At 65.6% G+C, this 13,431-nt stretch carries 13 protein-coding genes; 6 read left to right on the top strand and 7 right to left on the bottom strand.

What is annotated here, in order from left to right; translation table 11 throughout:
• The first annotated feature begins 92 nt into the window (after window positions 1-92).
• Window positions 93-1,415 carry an MFS transporter gene (locus AAFP35_RS16185; protein WP_419222659.1) on the top strand — a complete coding sequence of 441 codons (1,323 nt, stop codon included), beginning with the start codon at window positions 93-95 and terminating at the stop codon, window positions 1,413-1,415.
• Here the strand turns inward: AAFP35_RS16185 and AAFP35_RS16180 are convergent.
• Window positions 1,392-2,999, bottom strand: a complete 1,608-nt coding sequence (locus AAFP35_RS16180; RefSeq protein WP_419222658.1) for a GntR family transcriptional regulator — start codon at window positions 2,997-2,999, stop codon at window positions 1,392-1,394. The two genes, AAFP35_RS16185 and AAFP35_RS16180, sit on opposite strands and share 24 nt — an antisense overlap.
• Window positions 3,000-3,097: 98 nt before the next feature.
• Here AAFP35_RS16180 and AAFP35_RS16175 point away from each other — a divergent pair, with 98 nt between their 5' ends.
• Window positions 3,098-4,111 carry a ketopantoate reductase family protein gene (locus tag AAFP35_RS16175; protein ID WP_419222657.1) on the top strand — a complete coding sequence of 338 codons (1,014 nt, stop codon included), beginning with the start codon at window positions 3,098-3,100 and terminating at the stop codon, window positions 4,109-4,111.
• Between the two features lie 284 nt (window positions 4,112-4,395).
• Here AAFP35_RS16175 and ribA read toward each other — a convergent pair whose 3' ends face one another.
• From ribA to AAFP35_RS16160, 3 genes are read right to left on the bottom strand one after another with little or no spacing between them, the layout of a single operon-like run.
• Entirely contained in the window at window positions 4,396-5,670 is a 1,275-nt protein-coding gene (gene ribA / locus AAFP35_RS16170; protein ID WP_419222656.1) for a GTP cyclohydrolase II, read from the bottom strand.
• Window positions 5,670-6,167, bottom strand: a complete 498-nt coding sequence (locus tag AAFP35_RS16165) for a flavin reductase family protein (RefSeq protein ID WP_419222655.1) — start codon at window positions 6,165-6,167, stop codon at window positions 5,670-5,672. Before AAFP35_RS16165 ends, ribA begins: the two co-directional genes overlap by 1 nt.
• On the bottom strand, window positions 6,167-6,670 hold the full coding sequence (locus AAFP35_RS16160) for an NADPH-dependent FMN reductase (protein WP_419222654.1): 504 nt from the start codon (window positions 6,668-6,670) through the stop codon (window positions 6,167-6,169). The genes AAFP35_RS16165 and AAFP35_RS16160 overlap by 1 nt, the downstream gene beginning before the upstream one ends.
• A gap of 318 nt (window positions 6,671-6,988) precedes the next feature.
• Between AAFP35_RS16160 and AAFP35_RS16155 the strand changes: the two genes are divergently transcribed.
• The 3 genes from AAFP35_RS16155 (at window position 6,989) to AAFP35_RS16145 (ending at window position 9,864) form a co-directional block, all read left to right on the top strand.
• Window positions 6,989-7,861 carry a 1,4-dihydroxy-2-naphthoate polyprenyltransferase gene (locus AAFP35_RS16155; protein ID WP_419222653.1) on the top strand — a complete coding sequence of 291 codons (873 nt, stop codon included), beginning with the start codon at window positions 6,989-6,991 and terminating at the stop codon, window positions 7,859-7,861.
• 171 nt (window positions 7,862-8,032) lie between these two features.
• Window positions 8,033-8,992 carry a GmrSD restriction endonuclease domain-containing protein gene (locus AAFP35_RS16150; RefSeq protein WP_419222652.1) on the top strand — a complete coding sequence of 320 codons (960 nt, stop codon included), beginning with the start codon at window positions 8,033-8,035 and terminating at the stop codon, window positions 8,990-8,992.
• 167 nt (window positions 8,993-9,159) lie between these two features.
• The gene (locus tag AAFP35_RS16145) at window positions 9,160-9,864 is read left to right on the top strand and encodes a hypothetical protein (RefSeq protein ID WP_419222651.1); all 705 of its coding nucleotides are present in this window, start codon (window positions 9,160-9,162) and stop codon (window positions 9,862-9,864) included.
• A gap of 92 nt (window positions 9,865-9,956) precedes the next feature.
• On the opposite strand, the gene AAFP35_RS16140 is transcribed toward AAFP35_RS16145, so the two are convergent.
• The 3 genes from AAFP35_RS16140 to AAFP35_RS16130 all read right to left on the bottom strand — a co-directional run bounded on the left by AAFP35_RS16140 (window position 9,957) and on the right by AAFP35_RS16130 (window position 12,358).
• Window positions 9,957-11,042 carry an acyltransferase family protein gene (locus tag AAFP35_RS16140; protein ID WP_419222650.1) on the bottom strand — a complete coding sequence of 362 codons (1,086 nt, stop codon included), beginning with the start codon at window positions 11,040-11,042 and terminating at the stop codon, window positions 9,957-9,959.
• A gap of 94 nt (window positions 11,043-11,136) precedes the next feature.
• A complete protein-coding gene (locus tag AAFP35_RS16135) occupies window positions 11,137-12,099 on the bottom strand; it encodes a Clp protease N-terminal domain-containing protein (RefSeq protein WP_419222649.1) in 963 nt (320 codons plus the stop codon).
• Complete coding sequence (locus tag AAFP35_RS16130; protein WP_419222648.1) at window positions 12,092-12,358, bottom strand: helix-turn-helix domain-containing protein; 267 nt, start codon at window positions 12,356-12,358, stop codon at window positions 12,092-12,094. Before AAFP35_RS16130 ends, AAFP35_RS16135 begins: the two co-directional genes overlap by 8 nt.
• 342 nt (window positions 12,359-12,700) lie before the next feature.
• Between AAFP35_RS16130 and AAFP35_RS16125 the strand changes: the two genes are divergently transcribed.
• The gene (locus AAFP35_RS16125; RefSeq protein ID WP_419222647.1) at window positions 12,701-13,375 is read left to right on the top strand and encodes an endonuclease domain-containing protein; all 675 of its coding nucleotides are present in this window, start codon (window positions 12,701-12,703) and stop codon (window positions 13,373-13,375) included.
• The last annotated feature ends 56 nt before the right edge of the window (window positions 13,376-13,431 follow it).

Genomic DNA, 13,431 nt, shown 5'->3' with positions numbered 1-13,431 from the left:
AACAATATTCGCCGCGTTTACGTTCCGTTTCCAGGGCCGAGGTCAGCATCATCGCAACCTGCGGTCTGTCCGGGTTTGTGATCTTCGGGTCGTTGGCAGCATTGAATGTCGCTGTCCCGGCAATGTCGTCGGACCTCGAGGGAGGTGTCGGCGCAGCGTCGTGGGTCGTGGTCGGCTTCCTCTTGGCCAACTCGGCCACGATCCTGCTGTTCAGCAAGCTGTCCGACGAACTGGGCAGAAGATGGTTCTATCTCGGCGGAGTCCTGACTTTCGTGCTGCTATCGTTGGTCTGCGCGCTCACGTCGGACGACCGGGTCCTGATCATCGCCCGCGTTCTCCAAGGGCTCGCCGCGGCGAGTGCGGTCAGCAATTCGACAGCTGTCATCAGTGACGTGTTCGTTCCCGAGCGGTTGCCTTTCGCGCTCTCTCTGCACATCGCGATCAGCGGTGCGGCAACCCTTGTCGGCCCTGTCATTGGCGGCTACCTCGTGGATGCATTCGGGTGGCGTTCGATATTCTGGGCGATGATCCCGGTTGGAGTGGCCGCCTGCTGCGTGGGGTGGGTCGGTCTGAGGAACGTACACGCGCCACCACTGCGCCGGTTCCGTGTGGACATCGGCGGAGTGAGTACGTCGGTGCTCGGCATCGGTCTCCTGCTGTGCGGTACGACGCAGTTCGAAGACAGCGGACACAGCGGAGCGGGCCTTCTCCTGCTCGGCGGTGGAGCAATTCTCTTGGTGCTCTTCGTGATATGCGAACGGCACGTCGGCGACCCGATACTCGACCTTCGGGTGGTCACCGGTGGTCGGGGGCCGATGTATGCCGCCGCATTCTGCGCGTCATTCAGCTTCGGGGGCGTAGCTGTGGCCGTCGCCCTCTATCTGCAGATGGTGAAAGGCCTGAATGCCGGAGACGCAGGTGTGCTGTTGCTCCCCATGGGCTTCGCGATGCTCGCCGCTTCGTCCGTCACCGGTCTGCTGCAAAGGTGGTTGACCGCACGCATGTTGAATGTGTTCGGCGCCTCGGTGATCGGAGTATCCCTGCTCGGTCTGGCCGTTTCCTTCCACGTCGACTCCGACGCGGCATGGATCTGTGCCGCTTTGGTAGTGGCTGGAATCGGTGAGGGTTTGTTCATGGCATCGATCACGAGTCGGGTCATGGCCGGGGTGCCGGCACACCGACGGGCGGTGGCGAACGGATTTCGTTCGACACTGCATAACGGGGCGCTGGCCGCGAGCGCTGCGCTGGTCATCGCCACCATCAGTTCGACCGTCGGCAACGACGGGGGCGGCGAGGCTAACGTCGCAGCTGATTCCCGCCTGGGCTTCGTCACCGCCGCAGCGGTACTCGGACTCTGCGGTCTAGCCGGGGCCGCGCTTGCAGCGCGCGGGTCACACTCCACAGACGATCGATGAGTCCGTGTTCGGCCCGGCGTCGAACTCGAAGTGGCTCGCGAGGCTCACTCCGGACGCCACGTGATAGGTGTGACTCAGCTCGCGTGGCGCGCCCTGACCGTCGTGGATCAGCCGCTCCGAAAGCAGCAAAACCGAGCCTTGTTCAACGGCCAACCGTCGCGCCAGCTGTCCACTTGCGCGTACGGCATGGAGATTGTGAACGATTCGCCCGACAGGCTGCCCGTACGTTCGTCGGAACAACGACGAGAAATCCTCACCGCCACCACATGTCAAAGGGCGACGCGCCACATCAGTTGATGTGTAGCGGATATAGACACTGGTCGGTCGGCCGTCTCGGGAGATCAGGTACTCATCGATGCGTGTGGACGGATCGTCGGTCCGCAGGAGTTCACGAACGAAGGGCGGAGTCGGGATGCTCTGTGAAGCAAGACTTGCATCGCAGTACTGGTCCACACTGTCCGGCGGATAGAAGACTCCCCCGTTGAGAGTGCAGTTCACGATGGAACCCACCACGACGGTCGCGCGGTGTCGGCTTCGCCCGATGATGCCTTCGCCGGCGAGCTGGTTGAGCGCAAGGCGCACTGTGCTCCGGCTCACGGCGTAGGCTTCGGCAATCTCTTCTTCGCTCAACCGATCGCCCACCCGGTAAAGCCCCTCGCGAATCGCTGCCCGCAACTGAGCGTGGAGATCCGCTGAGGCTCTCCGACGGTCGGATATCGAAGAGTCAGGCGAATTCGAATATGAAGTCGGCCGACTCGGTACCCTCGTCGGCGACGCTTCCCCGGGGCCGTCACCCGCACCTCCGTCCGTGCCTGCCGAGAACGAGACCTCCGCAGCGATGTAATGGCTGATGCTGTACTCGCGGGGACGCCCATCCATCGCCCGCAGCACACGTGATTTCACGATCAACGGCGTGCCGGGCTCGGTGCGGAGAACACCTGCGGTGCGCTCGTCAGCCTCGGTGGCATCAACCCAGCAATCAATCGTGTCCAGGCCACACCCGTAAGTGCGCAGAAAGGACTGGCGAAAGTCCAGATGAGTCGCCGGGCTCGCCAGAAGCGGTCTCGCCGCGCCGTTGATCGTGAACCGTGTATGGATCATCGACGGACGACCGTCGAACATGTCCACGGCCTCCGTGACGTGCACAACCCCGTTGTCGGTCTCCAGAAATCTGCGGGTCACGGGGGTTGCCTGCACCCATCGCTGCTCGGTGACAACGACTTCGCGATGCGGTACAGACTTCTCGCCCCAACCCAACCCGTTGTCGAGCGGAACATCGACTGATGTCGCCACCACGATGGTGCCGTTGCGGGGCCTCCTTGTCACGATCCCCTCATCCGCCAACAGGCGCAGCGCGTCGCGAACCGCGTTGCGGCTGAACGTCAGCATCGGCACCAGATGGGTTTCGTCGAGCTGATCCCCCATACTCAGGAGTCCGGTACGCAGACTGCTGTAGAGCGCACCGTGCGCTCCAGGCACCGATGCGATGCGCGCACCATGATTGCGAGCACGCTCATGCGCTGCCCTACGCTCGATGTGGGTATCGAAATTACTCGGCATCTTCACCTTCCGGCTGGTGGACATCGACGCTGTCGATGCCAGTCTGCGGTACGCGTGTTTCGCCGTCGTTGCGATGAATTGAACTGCCCCGAACACACGCCCGCAGGTGCTCTGGTGGCGCAATGAGAGGGCAACAACCATTGATTACGCTCTGCCACATGCATTTTGTCATCTACGGAGCGGGCGCAATCGGCGGTGTGATCGGAAGCCACCTCCATCGGACCGGTATCCCGACGACGTTGGTCGCCCGCGGGCCACATCTCGATGCGATTCAGGAGAGCGGTCTGACGGTGGACGCCGCCGACGGCGCACGGACGTATCGGGTCCAGGGAGTCGCGAACGCCTCCGAGGTGGTTTGGCACACCGATTCGGTGGTCTTGCTATGTGTGAAATCCCACCAGACAGAAGTCGCGCTCCGTGACCTCCGAGCGCATGCCCCGCGAGACACCGTCGTCGTATCAGTCCAGAACGGCGTCGCCAACGAGGCGACGATACTGCGCGTGTTTCCCCGAACGTATTCCATCTGCGTGATGATGCCCGCAACGCATCTGGAGCCCGGCGTCGTCGTGCAGGGATCATCAGGCGCCCCTGGCATTCTCGATATCGGAACGTATCCCGGCGGCACGGACGAAACAGCGGCAGCAATCGCACGCGACTTGCGCGCAGCTTCGTTCATCTCCGAGGCACGCAGCGACATCATGGCATGGAAATACCGCAAACTGGTACGAAATCTCGGCAACGGCGTCGATGCATGCTTTGAGCCCGGATCCGGAGCCGCAGAACTCGAACGACGAGCGCAGCGTGAAGGCGAGACCGTTCTGGCCGCGGCCGGGATCGATCTGGTCAGCGACGCCACCGAGTTGGCGCGTCGGGGTTGTCACATCGTGCGCCGAAGCCCGTTCGACGGCAACCACAGCTCCACCTGGCAGAGCATCGAGCGCGGTAGCGACGACGTCGAGATCGATTACCTGACAGGCGAGATCACACTTCTCGGCCGACTCCACGGAGTCTCGACCCCGGTCAATGATCTTGTCCAGTCGGAGACTGCCCGGATGGTTCGAGAACGCCTCGCGGCAGGCAGTTTGAGCGCTGTCGAGGCGTTACAGTCGCTCGGGCCCGAGGCGATAGGTGCCTGATATCAGGTCATTCGGCGCCCACACACCCCACCACATCGACGAACTCATTTGTCGCCCAAGGGACGCGGCGCTCTCCGGCGAACTGCGTCTGCACCGACTGCGCCTCCCCCGCGCCCGGATGACCAGAACGCGGGGTGACCGTCCACCACCTCGAGATCTGCGGATCTGACCGGATCGGACCCGGGTTGCACGTCACCATCATTGACGGCATGAGTGTTTTCGACATCGCGTGACTGTGGGCAAACGGTCACACCCAGCGAGAGCCATGTCGGACCTGCGTCCGGTCAGCTGGTCTGACTGTCCCCTCCGGCAACGCCCTGGGGGCCCGGCCAGAAGACCTCGCCGGGAGGACTCCCGAGAAGATGCCCCATCCGCCGCCGTTTGGCATCCAGATAGCGCACGTTGGAGGGCACGATCCCCGCCACCAGCGGCACCCGTTCGACGACGTCGATACCTGCGTCGTGGAGTCCGCGGATCTTGTCGGGATTGTTGGTCATGACACGCACCTGATCGACCCCGAGATCCTGCAGGATCGCCGCAGCTGCCCCGTACTCACGGGCGTCGACCGGTTCGTCGAGTTCGATGTTGGCGTCCACGGTGTCCATCCCATTGTCCTGGAGTCGATATGCCGCAAGCTTCTTGAGTAATCCGATGCCACGGCCCTCGTGCCCCCGCAGGTAGACAAGGACCCCACCATCTCGACTGATCCGTTCGAGCGCCGCGTCGAGCTGAGGCCCGCACTCACAGCGTTGTGAACCGAAGGCTTCGCCGGTGAGGCATTCCGAGTGCACACGCACCAGAGGCGCCCGCTCGCGGAGATCACCACACACCAGCGCAACATGCTCGGCACCGGTCTCGGTGTCCCGATATCCGATCGCCCGCAGATCACCCACCGACGTGGGCAACACGGTCTCCGCCCCGCGACGTACCCGCGGGGGAACCGACCAGCGGGCCGGGTCGTGCTCACGGCGATAGTTGGCAAGTTCCTCGATGGTCAAGACCGGCAGGCCCATCCGCGATCCCAGCGAGGCCACCTGCGGGTACCGCATCATCGACCCGTCGTCGGCGACGAGTTCGGCGATGACCCCCACCGGGGCGACGTCGGCGAGAATGCACAGGTCGACCGCCGCCTCGGTGTGTCCGGGACGTTCGAGTACCCCTCCGGGACGTGCACGCAGCGGCAACACATGACCGGGACGGGTGAAGTCACGTGGTCCGGCATCGGAGGAGGCGAGCACACGCATCGTATGCGCCCGGTCCGCCGCCGAGATGCCCGTCGAAACTCCCTGTGCCGCATCAACGGTGACGGTATAGGCAGTCGTCTTGGGATCCTCGTTGTGCGCGACCATCGCCGGCAGTTCCAGAGCGTCGGCACGGTCGGCGGCCATCGGCGCGCACAGCAGGCCGGAGGTGTTCCGGACGGTCCAGGCGGTCCACTCCGTGGTGACCCGGTCGGCCGCGAGAATGACATCTCCCTCGTTCTCACGGTCCGCGGCGTCGGTCACCAGAACGGGCCGACCAGCGCGCAGCGCCTCGATGGCCTGCTCGACCGAGCCCATCAGATGCCCCCGACCAGACGGCGAAACTTGCTGGCATGGAACACCATCGGCGCGACCTCGTCGGCGATCTCGAAGTTGTCCACCGCCATCAACACGATGTCGTGATCACCTGCGGGGAGGTGATCGGTGACCTGGGCCTGGAGCCACATACTCGCCCCGCCGATGAACAGCGCTCCGGAGTCTGCGGTTCGGGTCGTCAACCCGGCGAAGCGGTCTCGTCCCTTCGCGGCCAGCGAGCGCGCCGCCTCATGGTGGTCCTCTCCCAGGACGCTGATCCCGATCCGCCGGCTCGTCCGCAGCGTCGGCCAGGTGGTCGAGGTGTGCTGGACGCAGAACGCCACCAGTGCCGGCTCCAGCGAGACGGTCACGAAACTACTCGCCGCCATGCCGATTCGCTCACCCTCGACCTCGGCACACAGGGCGACCACACCACTGGGATACCGGCCGTATGCGTGCCGCAGGGCGGTCTGGTCGAACGGAGCTGTCGCGGTTGTCATCACACACCTGCCTGGTCGGTGATCGGGGCGGTGAGCACGGCGGCCCAGCGCGTGGCGTAGTCGGCGATCGTCGGGCTCGTCGTGTAGTCGGAGTCGAGCACGTAGAGTCCGGGCGCGGGCAGTGTCGCGCCGAGTTCGCGCAACACGTGTTCGAGGAACATCGGCGCCATCGCGTGCCCGGGGCCGGCACCGAGCATCAGCGGTACCGCCACCACACCCGCGAGTCCGTCGCCGGTCGCGAACTGATCGAGGAAGAGCTTGAGGACTCCCGTGTAGGTGCCCTTGAAAGTGGGGCTGGCGAACACCACGAGATCCGACTCGCGGACGGTGGCGACGGCTGCGTTGACGGCCTGGTCACCCCATCCCATGAGGCCTGGCCCCAACGTGGTCACATCGACGATCTCGTCCGCATCCCGGCCGACCACTGCTGCAGCCAGGATCCGTGCCGCGTCGAGCGTGCGCGATTGCGCTTTGGGATTCCCCGCAACGACGGTTACCTTCACAACTCCTCCTGACGGTGCGTTCATTCTGCGTACGGGAACATTCGACCCGGCCGTCATGTCAGAGGTGAAACCTGCCGGTGGCCGGTTCATTTCGCCGGTTCACACAGCGAAGACCCGCAGGTCACCGACGATGCGGCGCTCCTGCCCGCCGCGATGATGATCCGACGTCCGCGAATCCGCCGACCACCAGAGCCCGTCCGCGGCGCGTACCGCCGGTCGATCACCTCGATGTGTTCTGCCGCGTCGTGGCACGGCCGGGCGGGTCAGGAGACAATGTCGGCGTCATTCCCGCGCGCGATGCGTGGAAAGATCGCAAGAATGGCAACACCCAAGGAGTGGATCGAAGGCGGACGACCGCGCACCCTGCCCAATGCGATCGCACCGGTGATCGCGGGTACCGGCGCCGCGCTGCGTCTGGGCGGGATCGACTGGTGGAAGTTCGTCCTCGCTCTCGTGGTGGCCCTGGGTTTGATCATCGGGGTCAACTACGCCAACGACTACTCCGACGGCATCCGTGGGACCGATGACGACCGCGTCGGACCGATGCGCTTGGTGGGCTCCGGCGCGGCCTCGGCGGCGGCCGTCAAACGTGCGGCGTTCATCTGCTTCGGCATCGCCGCCGTCTGCGGGCTGGTGCTGGCGGTCACGACGGCGTGGTGGTTGATCGTCGTCGGCGCGGTGTGTATTGCCGGCGCCTGGTTCTACACCGGCGGCAAACGACCCTACGGATATGCCGGACTCGGCGAGGTCGCGGTCTTCGTGTTCTTCGGACTCGTCGCGGTGCTGGGCACCCAGTTCGTACTCGCCGACGAGGTGGACTGGGTGGGACTCGCCGCCGCGGTCGGGGTCGGCTCGATCTCGTCGTCGGTGTTGGTGGTGAACAATCTGCGCGACATCCCCACCGATCGCGAGTCCGGCAAGATCACCCTCGCGGTCCGCCTGGGTGACAACAGAACTCGCGTGTTCTACGGCCTTCTCATGTGCGTGCCATTGGTGATGAGCATTGTGCTGGCGTTGATCGCGACACCGTGGGCGCTACTCGGCCTCATCGCCGCGCCGCTGGTGGGCATGGCCTACCGCCCGGTGGCGAAGGGCGCTGTCGGGCCGGGTCTGATCCCGTCGTTGGGGGCGACCGGCCAGGCGATGCTCCTGTGGGCAGTGCTCACCGCCGTCGGTCTCATCGTCGGCTGACAATGTGCGGTGCGGCGTTGCGGCCGTGGCTTCCCGACGGTGGTCTCGGACCCTGACCGGGGGATCCGCCGCCGACCGGAACCTCTGCTGCGGCGGACACCGGGTTAAGTCCGATCCACCATGCCGGCGCCGAGCGACCGGCCGGTAGGGTCGCGCATCATGGCTCGGTCGATGCGCAGAACTCAGTCGGTCCGGACCGGTCGACTCATCGTCGGCTCTGCCGCGGTTGCGCTGTTGGCCTCCACGACGGCCGGGTGCGCCGACATCATCGAGCGGGCGGACTTCGCAGCCGCCCCGTCCGCGCCCCTCAGCACTCCCGGCGACGACGTCTCGACCGCCGCGCCTCCTCCGTCACCCGGCGTGGACGCCAATGCCCGAGCACTCGCAGCCCTCGACACGCTGCCCGTCAAGGGCCGCGCCCCCAAGACCGGGTATGCGCGGGATCAGTTCGGCCAGGCATGGTCCGACGACGTGTCGGTCGACGACGGACACAACGGCTGCGACACCCGTAACGACATCCTCCGTCGCGACCTCGTCTCGGTCTCGCTCAAACCCGGAAGCTGCGCCGTGCAGTCCGGGACCCTGCACGATCCCTACACCGGCACCGCCATCGAGTTCCGACGCGGCCCGTCCTCGAGCGCCGTCCAGATCGATCACCTGGTGGCGTTGTCGGACGCCTGGCAGAAGGGTGCCCAGCAGTTGAGTGCCGAGCAGCGACGCAACCTCGCCAACGACCCTCGTAATCTGCAGGCCACCGACGGTCGCACCAACCAGAAGAAGGGCGACGGAGACGCCGCCACCTGGCTACCTCCGGCCAAGTCCTATCGCTGCGTCTACGTGGCACGGCAGATCGATGTGAAGGGCACCTATCACCTGTGGGTGACGCCCGCGGAGAAGAGCTCGATGGCACGTATCCTCACCCGATGCGGCGACTCGCCGGCAGCCGACTCCGCTACACCGGCCGGTCCACCGCCCGCCCCACCGGCACCCGGAACCACCGGTGACAGCGTCGATTTCGCCAGCTGCGCTGCGGCTCGCGCCGCGGGTGCCGCCCCACTGCGACGCGGCGACCCCGGTTACCGCTCGGGACTCGACGGCGACGGTGACGGCGTGGCTTGTGAGGGGACCTGACACATGCGTCCGGAACGCACAAGAATCCGGTCCGGAACTTCTACTTCTCCCCTGACCTGCACGGACATCGAGAGTTCACTCGTTCGACCTCGGCCACATCGCACTGCGCTGGTTTGATGACGCCGAGCCCCGACATGTGATTCGGGGACCAGACGAGAGGAATTCCCTTGACCATCACCGCGAGTCGGACCCGCTCGGGACCGATACGAGTGCATCTGTCCCGCACCGTGGTCACCAGATTGTCCGCGCTGGTGCTCGTCGTCGGGGTGGCCGTCGGTCTGACCCACGCAACGACCGTATCGGCTCCGGCGCATGCCGACGTCACCGGTTCGATCGCCTCGGTCGGCAAGGTGGTCGCCACGTACACGAAGAACTCGGGCGCCACCGCCTCGGTGAGCGCAGGCGAGTTCGTCGAAAACCAGGCCACCGGTGCGATCGAGGTGGTCGACAGTGCCGGCGCCGTGGCCGCCAGGTTCGTTCCCAAGGTGATCGTCGACGGTGTCGTCACACGCTTGACCGCGACGATCACCAACGGGGGCAAGACGGTGTCGTTCATCGCGGCGAACTCCATTCGAGTCGGGGCCAACATCGCGGCGTTCGGCGTCAATCAGGTCGGCAACGCCGCACAGCGATGCGCAAGCGCCGGACTGATGCCCGCATTGACCGCCACCATCGTCGGCGCCATCACCGCCGGGGTCGGCGGGTTCTTCGCGGGCGGATTCGGCGCGATCCCCGGCGCGGTCGGAGGCGCGGTGTTGAGCGGATTCTCCGGCTTCGGCGCCGCATGCCTGACCGCGGCCGCCAAGGGTGTCGTCGAGGACACACTCAGCGGCGAGATCCCCAAGCAGATCGTCGAGATCCCCTTCGGCTGAACAGTGTTGCCGCACCGCGGCGTGGCCTCCGCTCGGGTGGCCACGCCGCGGTGCGCTGGTTCGGATGACGGCGCGGGTGCCCGCTCCATCGTTTACGGCCGAACCGGCGACCGGTCGGATTCGGAGGGTTCCGCGGACCGTATGAACCCGAACACAGTGCGCACCCAGGACGGCGCCTCGTAGAGGTAGCGTAGGACCGGCAGGTCACGCACGGCCCGCCACAGCGCAAGCGAGGCGGCGACCGCGATCGCCATCACCAGCAGTGGCAGCACCGGACGCACGGCGTCGACGACCGGATTGTCGGCAACCCGGCGCAGCGCGCTGGTGAGAGCACCGATGAAGAGCACATGCGCGACGTAGATGGGCAGCGTCTGGCGCCCCATCCACGCGAGCGGCCGGGCCACCGGCCCCACCCTGTCGATCGTCCTGGCCAACAGGAGGCCCGCGATCAACGCGACGATCGCGAGCACGAACATCGGGCCCGGGACCTCCTCGAGACCGAACCACGTCACGACGACGTATCCACATGCGAAGGCGGCGATCGCCAGCGTCGTCGCCGGCAGACCACATCGTTGCACGGCGGGCAGGATCCGGTCTCGGAGGTGGCATGCCACCAGGAAGAACACGAAGTACTGCAACATGCCGTCGTAGCTGATATTGCCCAGGTCCACACCCGCGAAGAACGGGATCGACACGACCGCTGCGCCGCCGACCTGCAGCCACACCGGAACACGCAGCACGTCAAGCAGTTTCGCGGCGACGAAGAAGACCACGAGGGCGTGCAGGAACCACAGTCCGGTCTGCGGCCACAACGGTGCGATCGCCAGCCGCAGCAGCTTTGTCTCGTCGAGGGGCAGAGGCGAATCCACCAGGTGGAAGAACGCGAACCGGATCACACTCCACAGCCCGAAAGCCCACACCAGCAACGCGAGGCGGCTGCGCCACAGCCGACTCCACGATCTCGCGATCACACTGAGCGCGAACAGGCCGGATGCGAAGAAGAACAGGGGCATCCGGAACACCTTGAACACCTGGTTCACATCGACCCACATGTCGTCGGCAACACCCGCCGCGGTCAGGAAAAGGACCGAATGATAGAGCGCGACAAGGAGAATCGCGATACCCTTCGCGATGTCGACCCAGCGGGTGCGTGCCGAAACAGAAGTCCCCCGACTCATCTCACAATTGTCGGGGGTGGTGGGCGACCTCGCAACACGACGAGGGTGCCGCGCAGCCGAAAGGCCACACGACACCCTCGGTGTCACGGAACGGTCAGACCTGCGCCTCGGTCTCCGGCAGGCTCGCCAGCACGGCGGCCCGGAGATCATCGACGTCGGTGGTGGACTCGATCACCGCACGCGACGCATCGTCGGCGTTGTCGATGATGCCGAGCAGCAGATACTCGGGCCGCAGCCGCTGATCGCCACGTTCACGGGCGATCTCGACGGCCTTGCCGAAGGCCTCCCTGGTCTCGGCCGCGAAGCGAGGGCGCATCCCTCGACCGCGCGGTCCGCGTCGGCCACGGCCGAACTCCCAGGGTCCGTCCTCGGGGCCGAAACCGCCTCGCGGACCGAACGGGCCGAATCCTTCCGGACCGAACCCCTGCGGGCGGAACCCCTCTGGGCCGGCCTCTTCAGGACCGAATCCCTGTGGGCCGAATCCCGGCCGACCGAAACCGCGGCCGCCGGGTCCTTGCGGGCCGAATCCCTCGCGCCCTTGCGGACCGAACCCCGGCCGGCCGAACCCCCGTGGTCGGGGTCCGTGACCCTCGGGTCCGCAACCCGGACCGAAAGCACCCCGGCCACGGTGCGGACCGTGTCCACGACCACGGCCGCCCGGACCGCGTCGACCACGGTCGCGACGTTCGGCCCAGCCCTCGGACAGGTCTTCACCGAACCGACCTCGCACCGCATCGCGTACCTTGTCCAGGTCGATGCCGATGCTGCGCAGTGCTTCTCGGTCTTCTTCGTAGCGCTGCTCCGCCGACTCCTCGTCGGCGGCAGCGGTGGTGTCGTTCTCGTCGTCGTGCTCGGCGTGATACTTCTGGACCACCTCACGGGCACTCGCCAGGGTCAAGCCCTTCTCGGCGAGCAGCGTGAACAGGGGGCTCCGGGCGTTGCAGAGCATGCCCAGGATGATGTGGTCGTTTCCGAGCTGCCGGTGACCCAGGTCGCCGGCCTCCTGCGTGGCGAAAGCCAGCAGCATTCTGTCGTCGCGGTTGAATCGCTCAAACATTGTTCGTCTCTCCTCCCGGCCCGCTGTCGCGGGCCTCGCGGTGTGCATGTTTCTGGTGCACGGCCTGACGGCTGATCTGCAGAACCTCTGCGATCGACTGCCAGCTCCACCCATTGGCGCGAGCGTTGGCCACCTGGACTTCCTCGAGTCGGTCGGCCAGGGTGCGCAGCGCCCGGACAGCGGCCAGACCCCGGGCGGGGTCACTACCTGCCGCGTCGCCTGCGATATCGGCGCCATCGGTGTTCTCTTCGTCGTGCATGATGTCAGGTTATCTTGACGAGTCGTAGGTGTCAAGAATTATTGACGGGCTTGGATCATGGCGTTTGCGTTCCGCTCCGGATCTCGGAGCAAAACGCAAACAACGATCAAGGACGGGAACCACGGTGAGATTGACGGCGTCCAAACTCTCGTGGCCATCGACACCCGGGTTCAACACTTCATTGCCACGCATGACGGGGTCATCACCGCCGCACAAGCCGTCGACAACGGTGTCAGCAGGTCCGGCATCCAGCGCCGACTGGCCTCAGGTGAGTGGATCGGCATTGTCCGCGGCGTGTACATCGCAGCGGACCATGTCCGAACGCCCCGTGTGAGGATGCGTGTGGCGACACTGGGCACAGGCAATGGCGCGTCTCTCGCAGACCACGCGGCCGCCTGGTGGCAGGGGCTCACATCGACGTACCCCCGACAGATCGCCGTCATCACCCCGACGCGTGGACGACACAAACGTGCACCTGCAGGCGTATTGGTGAAATACCGCGCACTCGACCACTGCGACGTCACCGAGTATGACGGCCTACAGGTCACCGCCCCTGCTCTGACCGTCCTCGATGCGGCGCTCACACTCGATGCCAAGATCGTCGACGACGCGTTGCTGCGCGGGATCGTCACTCCACCCCAATTGCTCGAAGCATATACGCGATATGCACATCGCCGAGGCGCATCGGGGACCCGACGGCTGCTCGATGCGATCACATCTGGCGCTCGCTCCGAGGCGGAACGCCTGGCCGTGCGCGTCCTACAAGAAGGCTCGATCACGGGCTGGCGCGCGAATGTGGCCGTAGGGACTCACCTGGCCGATTTCGTGTTCGAGTTCGCGCGGGTCATCGTCGAGATCGACGGGTTCGCTTTCCATCGGGACGCGGAGACCTTCCAACGAGATCGCACCAAACGCAACGCGTGGATCGCCGACGGGTGGACGGTGCTCAACTTCACCTGGCACGACCTCGCTGACCGACCGACAGAAACCTGCACTCACATACGTGCGGTGCTCTAGGCCTTGTTTGCGTTTCGCTCCGGGATGCGGAACGAAACGCAAACACTCACCGACAA

Origin of the sequence: Gordonia sp. CPCC 206044 (genome assembly GCF_048537895.1) — a bacterium.
GTDB lineage: Bacteria > Actinomycetota > Actinomycetes > Mycobacteriales > Mycobacteriaceae > Gordonia.
This window is presented reverse-complemented; position numbering and strand designations above follow the sequence as displayed.

Coding starts and splice junctions, on each gene's coding strand:
- AAFP35_RS16180 (WP_419222658.1), bottom strand. CDS start 2,999: ATGTCCACCAGCCGGAAGGTGAAGATGCCGAGTAATTTCGATACCCAC.
- AAFP35_RS16175 (WP_419222657.1), top strand. CDS start 3,098: ATGAGAGGGCAACAACCATTGATTACGCTCTGCCACATGCATTTTGTC.
- ribA (WP_419222656.1), bottom strand. CDS start 5,670: ATGGGCTCGGTCGAGCAGGCCATCGAGGCGCTGCGCGCTGGTCGGCCC.
- AAFP35_RS16165 (WP_419222655.1), bottom strand. CDS start 6,167: ATGACAACCGCGACAGCTCCGTTCGACCAGACCGCCCTGCGGCACGCA.
- AAFP35_RS16155 (WP_419222653.1), top strand. CDS start 6,989: ATGGCAACACCCAAGGAGTGGATCGAAGGCGGACGACCGCGCACCCTG.
- AAFP35_RS16150 (WP_419222652.1), top strand. CDS start 8,033: ATGCGCAGAACTCAGTCGGTCCGGACCGGTCGACTCATCGTCGGCTCT.
- AAFP35_RS16140 (WP_419222650.1), bottom strand. CDS start 11,042: ATGAGTCGGGGGACTTCTGTTTCGGCACGCACCCGCTGGGTCGACATC.
- AAFP35_RS16135 (WP_419222649.1), bottom strand. CDS start 12,099: ATGTTTGAGCGATTCAACCGCGACGACAGAATGCTGCTGGCTTTCGCC.
- AAFP35_RS16130 (WP_419222648.1), bottom strand. CDS start 12,358: ATGCACGACGAAGAGAACACCGATGGCGCCGATATCGCAGGCGACGCG.